This is a genomic window from Nocardia sp. bgisy118 (assembly GCF_057708605.1).
In genome coordinates this window covers 187,778-200,481 of the sequence record NZ_JBYISM010000008.1, presented here as the reverse complement: position 1 = coordinate 200,481, position 12,704 = coordinate 187,778, and the positions used below count along the sequence as shown (strand labels likewise).

At 70.0% G+C, this 12,704-nt stretch carries 11 protein-coding genes and 1 tRNA gene; 7 read left to right on the top strand and 5 right to left on the bottom strand.

The genetic code is table 11. The features are described from left to right. Window positions 1-34 precede the first annotated feature (34 nt). Window positions 35-1,240, top strand: a complete 1,206-nt coding sequence (locus AC3EO7_RS13140) for a DNA polymerase III subunit delta' (protein ID WP_435591299.1) — start codon at window positions 35-37, stop codon at window positions 1,238-1,240. A gap of 72 nt (window positions 1,241-1,312) precedes the next feature. Then, window positions 1,313-1,385 (top strand) — tRNA-Thr (locus tag AC3EO7_RS13135). A gap of 189 nt (window positions 1,386-1,574) precedes the next feature. Here AC3EO7_RS13135 and AC3EO7_RS13130 read toward each other — a convergent pair. After that, window positions 1,575-2,087, bottom strand: coding sequence for an ArsI/CadI family heavy metal resistance metalloenzyme (locus tag AC3EO7_RS13130; RefSeq protein ID WP_431967394.1), 513 nt, complete (start codon window positions 2,085-2,087; stop codon window positions 1,575-1,577). 96 nt (window positions 2,088-2,183) lie between these two features. On the opposite strand from AC3EO7_RS13130, the gene AC3EO7_RS13125 reads away from it, so the two are divergent. After that, on the top strand, window positions 2,184-2,543 hold the full coding sequence (locus AC3EO7_RS13125; protein ID WP_431967392.1) for an Rv2640c family ArsR-like transcriptional regulator: 360 nt from the start codon (window positions 2,184-2,186) through the stop codon (window positions 2,541-2,543). Window positions 2,544-2,700: 157 nt separating this feature from the next. Here the strand turns inward: AC3EO7_RS13125 and AC3EO7_RS13120 are convergent, their stop codons facing one another. Next, complete coding sequence (locus AC3EO7_RS13120) at window positions 2,701-3,054, bottom strand: DoxX family protein (protein ID WP_435591298.1); 354 nt, start codon at window positions 3,052-3,054, stop codon at window positions 2,701-2,703. Window positions 3,055-3,146: 92 nt separating this feature from the next. On the opposite strand from AC3EO7_RS13120, the gene AC3EO7_RS13115 reads away from it, so the two are divergent. Continuing rightward, a complete protein-coding gene (locus AC3EO7_RS13115; RefSeq protein WP_435591297.1) occupies window positions 3,147-4,040 on the top strand; it encodes a LysR family transcriptional regulator in 894 nt (297 codons plus the stop codon). Window positions 4,041-4,097: 57 nt separating this feature from the next. Here the strand turns inward: AC3EO7_RS13115 and AC3EO7_RS13110 are convergent, their stop codons facing one another. After that, entirely contained in the window at window positions 4,098-5,153 is a 1,056-nt protein-coding gene (locus AC3EO7_RS13110) for an alpha/beta fold hydrolase (RefSeq protein ID WP_431967386.1), read from the bottom strand. Window positions 5,154-5,556: 403 nt separating this feature from the next. Here AC3EO7_RS13110 and AC3EO7_RS13105 point away from each other — a divergent pair, with 403 nt between their 5' ends. The 3 genes from AC3EO7_RS13105 to AC3EO7_RS13095 all read left to right on the top strand — a co-directional run bounded on the left by AC3EO7_RS13105 (window position 5,557) and on the right by AC3EO7_RS13095 (window position 7,253). Then, window positions 5,557-6,222, top strand: a complete 666-nt coding sequence (locus tag AC3EO7_RS13105; RefSeq protein ID WP_435591296.1) for a hypothetical protein — start codon at window positions 5,557-5,559, stop codon at window positions 6,220-6,222. Window positions 6,223-6,342: 120 nt separating this feature from the next. Beyond that, a complete protein-coding gene (locus tag AC3EO7_RS13100; RefSeq protein ID WP_435591295.1) occupies window positions 6,343-6,804 on the top strand; it encodes a DUF2752 domain-containing protein in 462 nt (153 codons plus the stop codon). 263 nt (window positions 6,805-7,067) lie between these two features. Further along, complete coding sequence (locus AC3EO7_RS13095; RefSeq protein WP_431967380.1) at window positions 7,068-7,253, top strand: hypothetical protein; 186 nt, start codon at window positions 7,068-7,070, stop codon at window positions 7,251-7,253. A gap of 2 nt (window positions 7,254-7,255) precedes the next feature. Here the strand turns inward: AC3EO7_RS13095 and AC3EO7_RS13090 are convergent, their stop codons facing one another. Together AC3EO7_RS13090 and AC3EO7_RS13085 are read right to left on the bottom strand one after the other, a co-directional pair. Beyond that, window positions 7,256-8,605 carry a M1 family metallopeptidase gene (locus AC3EO7_RS13090; protein WP_435591294.1) on the bottom strand — a complete coding sequence of 450 codons (1,350 nt, stop codon included), beginning with the start codon at window positions 8,603-8,605 and terminating at the stop codon, window positions 7,256-7,258. Continuing rightward, the gene (locus AC3EO7_RS13085; protein WP_435591293.1) at window positions 8,605-12,570 is read right to left on the bottom strand and encodes a Pls/PosA family non-ribosomal peptide synthetase; all 3,966 of its coding nucleotides are present in this window, start codon (window positions 12,568-12,570) and stop codon (window positions 8,605-8,607) included. The genes AC3EO7_RS13090 and AC3EO7_RS13085 overlap by 1 nt, the downstream gene beginning before the upstream one ends. Between the last annotated feature and the right edge of the window lie 134 nt (window positions 12,571-12,704).

Genomic DNA, 12,704 nt, shown 5'->3' with positions numbered 1-12,704 from the left:
GAACGTGTCGGATCGGACGGCTAGGGTGTATGCCGTGGCGGGAGTCTTCGATCGGTTGGTCGGCCAGGATGCGGTGGAGTCCGAGCTGACGGCTGCCGCGATCGCGGCCCGCGCCGGGGTGGTCGAGGGCGCGATGACGCACTCCTGGTTGTTCACCGGACCGCCCGGATCCGGCAGATCCATTGCGGCACTGTGCTTCGCGGCGGCCTTGCAGTGCACCGACGCGGGCACGCCCGGCTGCGGCAAGTGCCACGCCTGCACCACGACCATGGCGGGCACGCACGGCGACGTGCGGCGGGTGGTGCCCGAGGGGCTGAGCATCAGCACCAAGGAGATGCGCGAGATCGTGCAGGTCGCCTCGCGTCGCCCGAGCACCGGGCGCTGGCAGGTGGTGGTCATCGAGGACGCCGACCGTTTGACGGAGGCGGCAGGGAACGTGCTGCTCAAGGTGGTCGAGGAGCCGCCGGACCGCACGGTGTTCCTGCTGTGCGCGCCGTCGGTCGACCCCGAGGACATCTCGGTGACGCTGCGCTCGCGATGCAGGCACGTGCACCTGGTGACGCCCTCGGTCCCGGCCATCGCGCAGGTGTTGAAGGAGCGCGACAAGCTCGACGAGAAGACCGCGAACTGGGCGGCTTCGGTCAGCGGCGGTCACGTCGGGCGGGCCAGGCGGCTGGCCACCGACGAAGAGGCGAGGGCGCGCAGGCAGCGGGCGCTGGCCTTGGTGTCGGCCGTCGCGCGACCGGGCGCGGCCTACGCCGCCGCCGACGAACTGGTGAAGGCCGCCGACGACGAGGCCAAACAGATGAGCGCGGCCCGCGACGAACGCGAACGCGAGGAGCTGGCCACCGCGCTCGGCGCGGGCGGGACAGGCAAGGGCGCGGCGAGCGCGACCCGAGGGTCCGCGGGCGTGCTGAAAGACCTGGAGCGCCGTCAGAAGTCACGCGCCACCCGCACCGGTCGCGACGCCCTCGATCGCGCACTGATCGACGTAGCAGGGGTGTACCGCGACGCGCTCGCCGTCCGCTTCGGCGCCGCGCGCGCGGGCTCGGGCGTCGTCCTCACCCATCCCGACCTGTCCGACCAGATCCACGACCTCGCCGACCGCGTTCGCCCGGAAGGCCTGCTGGGCTCCATCGAGGCCGTGCTCGCCTGCCGCGAAGCCCTCGACCTCAACGTCAAGCCCCGCTTCGCCCTCGCCGCCATGGTCGCAGCCATCATGGCCGCCCAATCCGCCTGACCGCACCCCCCGGGACCACCCGTTTTCGCGATCCGGCCACGGAGACGATAGACTCGCGTCGCCGAAAGGCACGCCGCCTTAGCTCAGTCGGTAGAGCGCTTCACTCGTAATGAAAAGGTCGGGGGTTCGATTCCCCCAGGCGGCTCAATTTTTTTCCTGGCGGAGGCTGCTGTGAGCCCCTCACCGCCTGTTCAACGCACCGGTAGCAACTCGCCGACCAACTCCGCGACGCGCTTGCGGATCTCGTCGTGGATCGGGCGCACGGCGAGCGAGAAGATCACAGCGACAAGCCCTGCCGTCGCTACGACTTCGTCGACAATTTCGACTGGTTCGGTTATCGGCAGCAGGTGGCCCCGGAGGCGATCGCCTCTTGTTTGGCCGCCGGGGTGCAGCACGAGTCCGCTGCGGCCTCGGCGGATGTGTCCGCGCAACACTCGGCCACGGCCTCGGCGCTGTCGAGTTCGGGTGCGGCGCCGAAGGTTTCACTGTCGGCGAGCACCGTGTAGACCTCCCATCGTTCGGTGCCGGGGCCGCTGACCCACACCTTGTCCTGGGTGGCGAAGCAGCACGTCGTGGCGATCTGCTCCTCGGTGAACAGCCCGGCCTCGGACAGGCGCGCGATTTCGGAGTGCACCTGTTCGGGGGACTCGACCTCCACGCCGAGGTGGTTCAGGCTGCCGCCGTGGCCTGGATTCTCGATCAGGACCAGTTTCAGCGGCGGTTCCGCGATGGCGAAGTTGGCGTAACCGGGCTTACGCTTGGCCGGTTCGGCCTGGAACAGCGTGGAGTAGAACGCGACCGCGGTATCGAGGTCGTCGACATTGAGGGCGAGTTGAACGCGGGACATCAGAACCTCCAAGTAATTCGATATATGTCGAATAGCTGACAACCCGAGTCTTCTACCTTCTTCGACATATGTCAATAAGGTGCGTACGATTGGGGCATGCCGAAGGCGCTTCCCGTGATAGACATGTCCGCCCCGGTGTGCTGCGCCCCGGTGGCCGCCGCGCCCGTGGGCGAGTCCGCCGCCCTGGAGGTGGCATTGCGCCTCAAGGCCATCGCCGACCCGGTTCGCGTTCGCCTGCTGTCGCTTCTCCTCACCAGTCCCGGCGGTGAGGAGAACGGCGGCGATCTCGCCGCGGCGGTCGGCGTCTCCGAATCCACCGCCAGCCATCACCTCACGCAACTGCGCAAAGCGGGACTGATCGAATCCGAGCGACGTGGCATGAACACAGTCCATCGCGCCCGCCGCGACTCCCTGTCCGCGCTCTGCGTCGTTCTCGACCCCAACTGCTGCCGGTGATCGAGCGCTGACCGCGCGGGCGGGATTACTCGGACAACGCCTCATTCCTGACCCAGCTGGGTCTGCTGCCCGCTCCGAGCGAGGCCTGAGGCCGGTTCGGCACCGGAGGCTCCCTCCGTGCGCGGTGCGGAAGGAGATTTCGCCGTATTCGCGGGGCTCAGCCGAATCGGTACGCCAGGGTGGCGGCGAGAGTGGCCGCGGTCAGTGCGAAGGCGGTCGCGGCCATGCCGAGCTGGTAATCGCGGACCCGCAGGTGCGCGATGATCGCGCCGACGAAGTAGAGCACCAAACCGGTCGCCGCGGCGATGCCGACCGGCGGAATGACGAATCCCGCGACCAGTCCGAGCGCTCCGGCGCCGAGCAATACGCCCAGCGGAAGCATCCACGACTCCGGCACCTGCACCTGTTTCGACGCCGCGACCGGAATGGGGTGGCGCACGAAGTCCATCCAAGCTCCGGTCGCCGCGCCGAGGGCGGTGAGCGCGGTCAGGGTGACGTAGAGGGCGAACACGAGGGGACCTTCCTGGCGGCGACGACCTTGTTCCCTCAGTCTCGATTCGGCGGTCGTTGTCGCACCAATACCTGTATCCATAACCTGACGGCATGGATGTCGATACTCGGCTGCTGCGCTACTTCGCCGCCGTCGCCGAGGAGGGGAACCTCACGCGCGCGGCGGAACGGCTCTACGTGTCGCAACCGGCGCTCACGAAGCAGATCAAGCAGCTCGAAACCTTGTTGGGGGCGCGACTTTTCACCCGTTCGCGGGCGGGGATGACGCTGACCGAAGCCGGGCGCGCGCTGGCACTGCGGGTGCCCGCCCTGCTCGACGACTGGAATCGCGCGCTCTCCGAAACCCATGCCGCGGCCGCGCGGGAGGCCCGCGTCCTGCGTGTCGGTTTCCTCGCCAGCGCCGCCAACGAGGCCACTCGGGAGATCATCGCCGCGTTCGGCGATCGCAGGCTGGGCTGGCGCGTCGATATGCGCCAGAGCCCATGGTCGGACCCCACCGCGGGGCTGGCCGCGGGCAGCGTGGATGTGGCACTGCTGCGGCTGCCGATTCCGGACCAGGAATCGTGGCGGGTCGAGGTGCTGCTCACCGAGCCGCGCTGTGTGGTGCTGCCGAATACGCACCGGCTTGCCGATCGAGACGAGATCCCCTTCCGCGAACTGCTCGACGAGCCCTTCATCGCGGCCCCGCAAGCGACCGGTCGGTGGCGTGATTATTGGCTGGCCGTCGACGAGCGGGAGGGCGTTCCGCCGCGCATCGGCGCGGTCACCAAGCATCCGGACGACTGGCTCAACGCGATCGCGAACGGATACGGCGTGGCCCTGGCTCCGGAGTCCACCGCCCGCTTCTACCAGCGGCCCGGTGTGGTGTTCCGTCCGGTGGTCGGCATCGCCGCCAGCCAGGTGGGCGTCGCGTGGAATCCGATCGATGACGGCAACGCGCCCGTCCAGGACTTCGTTCGCAGCTGCCTGCGCTTCAAGCAGGCGTGACGGGGGCGTTGCTCCCGGGCCGGGCGCCGTTGACCGGCCCGGGAGCAACTCTGCGGATCAGACCGCGGTGGCGCGGTGGTTGCCCGCGCTCTGGGCGATCCTGTCGATTTCGGCGTTGAAGCGGTCGGCGGCCTCGATGTTGCCGAGGTGACCGGTGGGCCAGATCTGGTAATCGGCCAGCGAGCCCGTCGCGGTGAGGGCGTCGACGATGGGGCGGTTCATGCGGGCGGGTAGCAGGTGGTCGTGCTCGCCCGCGATGACGGTGGTGGGGACCGTCAGGTGCTTGGCCGAGTCGCCGAGGTCGAGCGCGGCCAGGGCGGCGGCGTGCAGGCCGCGGGTCAGCGGACGGCAGGAGCGGACGATGCCGAGCGAGAAGGCGACCTCGTCGGCGGTCGCGTTCTTGGTCATCAACCTGGCCTTGATGAGCGAGGTCACGACCGGACCGCCCGGCAGCGGCACCGGCGCGTTCAGCAGCGTCTCGGCGACCACCAGCGGCAGGCGGACGCCCGCGCCGAAGACGGTGACCGGACGGCTGGCCATCGTGAGCGGCTTGTTCAGCAGCGGAAGGAGATCCGTCTCGTGGCGGATCTCGCGGGCGGCGGTGTTCGCGAGCACCACGGCGTTGGCGCGCGCAGACACTTGCTCCGGGTAACGGGCGGCCCAAGCCTGCAAGGTGATGCCACCCATGCTGTGGCCGACCAAGGTGGCGCGCTTGCCGCGCGGCAAGGCGGCGTCGAGGACGGTGGCCAGGTCGTCGGCGAGGGTTTCGCCGCTCGGCGCGATTCGTCCCAGTGTGCTCTCGCCATGGCCGCGCTGATCGTAGGCGATCACGCGGTAACGGTCCGCGAGTGCGTTGATCTGCGGGTTCCAGTACTCGATGCAGCAGCTCCACCCGTGGATGAGCACGATGATTTCGCCGTCGGCAGGTCCGTAGGCGTGCACTCGGAGCTGGGCGCCGTCGACGGTGGTGACCGGAATCGTTTCGCAGGGCACTGTCGGCTTGTTCAGCGAAGTTGTCGCGAACTTACGGGATCGCAGTCCGGCCCGATAGGCCGCGGTGAGCGGTTCGGCGCCGCGTATCCCAGCCAGTGTCTTCATCGACGTCACCAGCATTGTGCACTCCTTTGTGTCATCCGCCACAGTACGGTGCAAGCAAAGTGCTTGCAAGTGCAAGCGCTCTATGGCGGAAATCCTGGCGCATATCTGTGGATACCCAATATTCGGTCCGGTGAACTCTGCTCGAGGGGAGAAACATCGCGCGCGAGCGAAGTCTCTCCCGGAGTGCACACGGATCGAACGGTCACATCCGGTACATCGCAGTCCGGACGCGCGTCGCTATCGGCGGTATCCGATCGTTATCAGTCCGAAGCCCGGCTTCGTTCGGCGCGGTCCGCCCGATCCGGATGGATGCGCGCCGACGACGGCCGCCGCACCCATCGACTGTCGCCAGGATGTCCCCGGCGCGGGGCATTCTGTACGCGCACAGGGAGATTCCCGGATGGGTGAGGAGAGAGGTGTGACCGACAGCTTCATGCTGGCCACCAGAATCCCGATGTCGCGCGAGGGTTTCGAGAGGTGGTTGGACACCCCGGCGCCGGGACCGGACGCCATCGCCAATCCGGAAGCGATGTTCGACGGGTGGTTCTGGGACGGCCGCCGAGCCGGCTCCGAATGGGAGAGCGCCGTCGTCGGTCGGACACCGCGGAGGTTCTTCGCCGAGCGGGTGCGTGAGTCCTGCGCCGGGCGCCCGCACGACACCGTGCTGCTGCACCGCGACGGCGCGCTGGAGGCGTACCTGTTCCACCTCGGCTACGTGGAGTCGAGTGTGCACACGGCGCTGCTGATGTTCGCCGCGGCCGGGGCGTTCAGGACCGAACCCGGCGAAGACGCGGTGCTGTTCTGGGCGGAGACCAGCGGCGGTCTGCCGGATCCCGACTGGGACGGGTGGCTGTCCGTGTTGTCGGTGGGCGACAGCGGGGCACGGTTTTCCGGAGCGATCGACCTGACCGCAGCCGTCACGGGCCTGCGTCCGGTCGAGAACCGCTTCTTCGGCATGGTCGAGCGTCTGGCCGAGGAGGAAGAGTCTTGGGGCGACGATTCCGATGGGCCCTACCGCACGGCCGCGCCGCGCGACCCGTCCTTCGTCGACCCGGCGGTGCTGGCGGACGCCGCCTCGCGATAGCCGAGCTCGGCGTTCCGCTCGCTGTCGACGGCAACCCGTCGCGGCACCGTGTGACACCGGCTTTCGTGCCTTCCGCTGCCGGTAGCGGGAAGCCGCGCGCCCCGGCTACCGTGGATTCTCGTGGAGACCACGCACCTCGCCGCCCAGCCCCCGTTCCCGCCGCAGCAGCGGGTGCGGCGCACGGGGTGGCGCGCGCTCGGGTTGCCTGCGCTCGCGGCGGGAGCGGGTATCGGAGCGGTGGTCCTGTTGCACTTCCGCGATCCGCACGTGGAGGGTTCCTACGGCATCTGCCCGGTCTACGGCCTGACCGGGTTGTACTGCCCGGGGTGCGGTGGCATGCGCGCCGTGCACAACCTCACCGACGGCCGCCTGCTGGACTCGCTGCACAGCAACCTGCTCGCCATTCCGCTGCTGCTCGCCTTCGCGGTGTTCGTCGGCGACTGGGCGGTGCGCGCGTGGCGCGGCGAACGCCCCCGCGTCCCCGACCTGCCGCGCCCGTTCATGTGGACGGTGCTCGCGCTTTTCGTCGTGTACTCGGTGCTGCGCAACACTCCGTGGGGCACCTGGCTGGCGCCCGTTTGAGCGGAGCCTTGGCCTGCGCTGATGACGGACTGAGCGTGCGACGGTCTACGCGATTCCCCCGCGCGGCAACGGGCAAGCTCTCGGTATGACCGATTCACTCGAGACGCGGGTGCGTGCGAAGCTGCTGCGCCGGCTGGCCGGATTCCCCCGCTCGGCAACGGGCAAGCTCTCGATATGACCGATTCACTCGAGACGCGGGTGCGTGCGAAGCTGCTGCGCCGGCTGGCCGGATTCCCCCGCTCGGCAACGGGCAAGCTCTCGATATGACCGATTCACTCAAGACGCGGGTGCGTGCGAAGCTGCTGCGCCAGCTGGCCGAGGACGCTCCCGACAACGAACACGACGACCCGAGGCAGATTTCGGTGGCGGCCGACCTGGACGCCCTGGACAGCGTCGCCGAGGACGACCCGCTCGTGGAGGAGCTCGCTACCCGCTACCTCGTGTTCTGAGCTCAGCGCGCGCCGGCCTGCCCACCGAGGGGCGGCAGCTGGGGCAGCGGTTCGTCGCGCAGCCAGCTGTCCCACAGCGGGCGCAGCGGCACCAGGCTGTAGTGCCCGGCCAGATCGGTGAACTCCTCAGTGGTGACCGAGGAATGCCGATAGCGCCGCACCCATTCGTGCAGCAGGTCGGCGAAGCCGGGCTCACCGAGTTCGAGGCGCAGCGCGTGCAAGGTGAGCGCGCCGCGCTTGTACACCCGGTCGTCGAACATGTGCCTGGGCCCCGGGTCCCCGATGACGATGTCCTGCGGTTCTCTCGCCAGGTTGTGCCGGGCGGCGCGGGCGAGTTGATCGGCGGAGGGCCCTCCCGATGCCTCCGACCAGATCCATTCCGCGTAACAGGCGAAGCCTTCGTGCAGCCAGATGTCGCGCCACTGCCGCAAGGTCAGGCTGTTGCCGAACCACTGGTGCGCCAGTTCGTGCGCGACCAGCCGTTCGGAGCCGCGGCGGCCGTCGCAGTGGTTGGCGCCGAACACCGAGATGCCCTGGGCTTCGATCGGGATCTCCAGGTCGTCGTCGGTGATCACCACCGTGTACCCGCCGAACGGGTACGGGCCGAACCGTTCGGTGAAGACCTCCATCATCCGCTCTTGCCGCGCGAAGTCGTGCTCGAACTCCGCGCGTAGCCGGGGCGGCACGATCGCGTGCATCGGCACCGGTCCGTGCACCGCGCCGACGCGGTACTTGCGGTACGGCCCGATCTGGATGGTGGCCAGGTAGCTCGACATCGGCTCCGGCTGTTCGTACACCCAGGTGGTCTGGCTCGCCTTGGTCTGCTTGCGCACCAGGGTGCCGTTGGCGAGCGCGTAGTACGGGCTGTCGGTGGTCACCGAAATGCGGTAGCTGGCTTTGGAACTGGGGTGGTCGTCGCAGGGAAACCAGGACGCCGCGCCGTTGGGCTGGCTGGCCACCAGCGCGCCCTCGGACAACTCCTCCCAGCCGACCTCGCCCCAGGGCCCGCGCACCGGCTTCGGTACGCCCGCGTACTGGACGACCACCGAGAGCACGCCGCCCGCCGGAATCCGCTGCTGCGGCGTGACGACGAGCTTGCCGTGCTGGTGCACGTATTTGCCGGCCTTGGCGCCGTTCACGAACACCTTCGACACGGTCAGCGCCTGCGAGAGATCCAGACCGAAGCGCGGCTGGACCGCGGTGGTGACCGCGGTGATCTCGGCGCGGCCGGTCAGCCGATTGCTGGCGACCTTGTAGACCAGTTCCAGCTCGTACCGCGAGACGCGATAGCCCCGGTTGCCGTTCTGTGGCAGGTAGTCGTCGATGGGGGCCGCGTAGAACTTCTCACCCATCAGCCCTCCTCGCCGGGGTCGTCCGTGCGCCGGGTCCACGGTGCGATCGGGTTGCCCCACCACCTGGTCGACGGGGGCACCGTGTCGCCGCGCATGACGAGCGAGGCAGGGCCGACCGTCGCGCCCGCGCCGAGTCCGGCGGCGGGAAGGGCGACGCAGTGCGGCCCGAGGGTGGCGCCCGCGCCGAGGGTGACGGTGTCCATGGCCATGATTCGATCGTGGAACAGATGGGTCTGCACCACGCAGCCACGCTCCACCGTGGCGCCGTCGCCGAGTGTCACCAAATCCGCCTCAGGTAACCAGTAGGACTCGCACCATACCCCGCGACCGATGCGCGCGCCGAGTGCGCGAAGCCAGAGATTCAGCACCGGCGTTCCGGTCGCCGCGCGGGCGAACCAGGGCGCGGCGACCATTTCCACGAACGTGTCCGAGACCTCGTTGCGCCACACGAACGAGCTCCACAGCGGGTGCTCCTCGGCCCGGATCCGGCCGACCAGCAACCACTTCGCGGCCACGGCGCTGCCGCAGGCCACCGCGCCCGCGACCAACAGCACGACACCGCTGAGCAGGGCGGTGGGCAAATGACCGATCCGCTGGGCCAGCCAGGCCAGCGCGAAGAGCACGCCCAGCCCGATGCCGAAGGTGACGAGCACCGGGACGAGCCTGCACGTCTCCACCACGGCCCGCGCCACCCGCAGCCGCCACGACGGATCGAAGGTGCGGCGAGTGTCGGCGGTTTCGGAGGCGCGGCGCAGCCGCACCGGCGGACTGCCGAGCCACGAGGAGCCCGCCTTGGCCTTGGACGGCGCGGCCGAGAGCACGGCGACCAAACCGTTCTTCGGCACCCTGCGGCCCGGCGCGGTCATGCCCGAGTTGCCGAGGAAGGCGCGCTTGCCGACCTTGGCCTCGCCGATGCGCAGCCAGCCGCCGCCGAGTTCGTAGCTCGCGATCATGGTGTCGTCGGCGAGGAACGCGCCGTCGGCGACCGTGGTGAACTTCGGCAGCAGCAGCACGGTCGACGCCTCGACGTGCTTGCCGACCTTCGCGCCGAGCAGGCGCAGCCACAGCGGCGTCAGCAGGCTGGCGTAGAGCGGGAACAGGAAATTGCGGGCGGCGTCGAGCAGCCGTTCGGTGGCCCAGGCCTGCCAGCCGACGCGGCTGCGCACCGGGTGGTAGCCCTCGGTCAGCCCGATGGCGAACAGGCGCACGAGGACGACGGTCGCCGCCGCGTACACGCCGAGCGTGACCAGCATGGCCACCGGCAGCATCGCGAAGGCGCGGACCAGTCCGCCGGTGAGCGTCACGGTGTCCCGCACCCACCAGGCCAGGAACGCGCCGCCCGCGCCGAGACCGAGAATCGGGAGGGCGGCGAGCGCCATCGAGGTGATGCCGAAGATCACGACCCAGTGCGGGGCGCGCGCCGGTCTTTGCGCGGGCCAGCGGTGCCGCGCGCGACCGACCTTCACCGCGGGGGAGCCCGCCCATTCCTGCTCGGCCTTCACCTTGCCCGAGACCGCGGAGCCCGGGGCGACCTCGGCGTTCTTGCCGATCTTCGTGCCGGGCAGCAGGATCGAGCGCGCGCCGATCACCGCGCCCTGCCCGATGACGATCGGGCCGATGTGCACGAGATCGCCATCGATCCAGTAGCCGGAGAGGTCGACCTCGGGTTCCACGCTGCACCCGTCGCCCAGTTCGAGCATCCCGGTCACCGGCGGCAGCGTGTGCAGGTCGACGCCCTTGCCGATGCGCGCGCCGAGCGCCCGCGCGAAGGGCACCATCCACGGTGCGCCGGACAGGTTCTCCGCGCCGCTCGCCTCGGACAGCCGCACCGCCGCCCACAGCCGCAGGTGCACCGAGCCGCCGCGCGGATAGCTGCCGGGCGTGATGCCACGCAGCAGGGCGCGCGATCCCGCCACGCACAGCGCCATCCGGCCGGGCGGGGTGATGAACAGCAGGAACGCGATCAGCGCCCACCACCAGGACAGCCGGGGCAGCCAGGGCAGCGATCCCGACCAGGCCGCGACATTGCCGACGATGGCCAGCCAGGTCAGCCACTGCAAGCCGGTCAGGGTGGTCAGCGGCACCGTGGCGAGCACTTGCACCCACTGGGCGAGGCGCGGGGTGGGACGCACCGTGCGTTCCTCGACCGCGGCGGCCGGTGCGCTGGCATCGAGCAGGTCGGCGAGCGCGCCGAGGCGCGGGTGGTCGTAGAGATCGGCGACGGCGATGCGTGGATAGCGCTCGCGCAGCGCGGTGACCAACTGGGCGGCGGCGAGGGAGCCGCCGCCGAGGTCGAAGAAATCGGTATCGGGACCGGTCGCCTCGGCGCCGAGGATGGCGTCCCACAGTCCGGCGACCCAGCGCGCGGTGGGGGAGAGACCGTCGTCGTCGGATTCGACGGGCGCGGCCTTGGGCAGCGGCCACGGCAGCGCGTCGCGATCGACCTTGCCCGACGTGCGGGTCGGCAGTTCCCCGACCACCGCGAGGCGCGGCACCAGCGGTGCGGGCAGCTGGTCGGCGAGCAGCTCGCGCGCGGCGTGCACGTCGAAATCGCCGTCCGGCCCGGTGAGATAGCCGATCAGGATCTTGTTGCCCGCCTTGGTGGTTCGGATCGCGGCGGCCGCGCCGGTGACGCCGGGCAGATGCTGGAGCGCGTTGTCGATCTCGCCGAGTTCGATGCGGCGGCCGCCGAGCTTGATCTGGTCGTCGGCGCGGCCGAGGAAGACGAGACCGGCGCGCTCGTTGCGGACCAGATCGCCGCTGCGGTAGGCGCGTTCCCAGCCGAGCGTGGCGAGCGGAGCGTACTTCTCGGCGTCCTTGGCCGGATCGAGATAGCGGCCGAGACCGACGCCGCCGATGACGAGTTCGCCGGATTCGCCCTCGCCGACGGGGTTGCCCTGCGCGTCGACCACGGCCAGATCCCAGCCGTCCAAGGGCAGTCCGATGCGGATCGGCGGCTCGCCGGTGAGCAGTGCCGCGCACGCCACGACGGTCGCCTCGGTGGGGCCGTAGGTGTTCCACACCTCGCGCACCGAATCCGCGTTGCCCGCAAGGCGTTCGGCGAGTTCCGGCGGCACGGCCTCGCCGCCGAAGATCAGCAGCCGGACCGGTTCCAGCGCCTCGGCGGGCCAGGTGGCGGCCAGCGTCGGCACCGTCGAGACGATGCTGATCTCGCGGCGAACCAGCCAGGGGCCGAGATCGGCGCCGGTGCGCACCAGCGCGCGCGGCGCGGGCACCAGGCAGGCGCCGTGCCGCCAGGCCAGCCACATCTCCTCGCAGGAGGCGTCGAAGGCGACCGAGAGACCGGCGAGCACCCGGTCGCCGGGCCCGATCGGCGCGTCCCGCAGGAACAGTCGCGCCTCGGCGTCGACGAAGGCGGCGGCGCTGCGGTGGGTGATCGCCACGCCCTTCGGAGTGCCGGTGGAGCCGGAGGTGAAGATGATCCAGGCGTCGTCTTCGGGGCTGGGTGGCGCGATATCGGATTGCTTTGCGGTGGTAGTTGTTTCGGTGCCGGAGCGAATACCGTCGGCGGTGGCGACGGCGCTGACTCGCGCCTCGCCGAAGACCAGCCGGGCCCGCTCGTCGGGATCGTCGGCGTCGACGGGGACGTACGCCGCGCCCACCCACAGCACGGCCAGGATCGTGACGTAGAGATCGCTGCTGCCCGAGGGCATTCGGACGCCGACTCGGTCGCCGGCGCGCACGCCTGCCGCGGACAGCTCGGCCGCGCGGGCCTCGATCGCGGCGAGCAGTTCGCGATACGTGATCAGGATCTCGCCGTCGTCGAGGGCGTGCGCGTCGGGATGGGTCTGCGCGGTCGCCGTCAGGATGTCGACGAGAGTCCGCGGCGGGGGCGTTGCCGCGCCACGCAGCAGGGGGTCGGACTGCGACCTTCCGGTCGTCGGGCTCTCGCCCGCCGCGGCTTCTACCTGCGGCTGGAGCATCACGTCCGGCCCACCTCTCATAGACCTGCCTTGCATTTCCCGACGGTTGTTTCACATGAGGGTTACCGATTGGCAAACGCCACGGTGACCAACTGACCACGGTACCCGCGGTATCGGTGAATCCCCGGGCGCGGCAGCGGCGCGCGGTGTGCCTG

Excerpts from the sequence above, each read along its gene's own strand:
- AC3EO7_RS13130 (WP_431967394.1), bottom strand. The coding sequence starts at position 2,087 with ATGTCCCGCGTTCAACTCGCCCTCAATGTCGACGACCTCGATACCGCG.
- AC3EO7_RS13125 (WP_431967392.1), top strand. The coding sequence starts at position 2,184 with ATGCCGAAGGCGCTTCCCGTGATAGACATGTCCGCCCCGGTGTGCTGC.
- AC3EO7_RS13115 (WP_435591297.1), top strand. The coding sequence starts at position 3,147 with ATGGATGTCGATACTCGGCTGCTGCGCTACTTCGCCGCCGTCGCCGAG.
- AC3EO7_RS13110 (WP_431967386.1), bottom strand. The coding sequence starts at position 5,153 with ATGCTGGTGACGTCGATGAAGACACTGGCTGGGATACGCGGCGCCGAA.
- AC3EO7_RS13095 (WP_431967380.1), top strand. The coding sequence starts at position 7,068 with ATGACCGATTCACTCAAGACGCGGGTGCGTGCGAAGCTGCTGCGCCAG.
- AC3EO7_RS13090 (WP_435591294.1), bottom strand. The coding sequence starts at position 8,605 with ATGGGTGAGAAGTTCTACGCGGCCCCCATCGACGACTACCTGCCACAG.
- AC3EO7_RS13085 (WP_435591293.1), bottom strand. The coding sequence starts at position 12,570 with ATGAGAGGTGGGCCGGACGTGATGCTCCAGCCGCAGGTAGAAGCCGCG.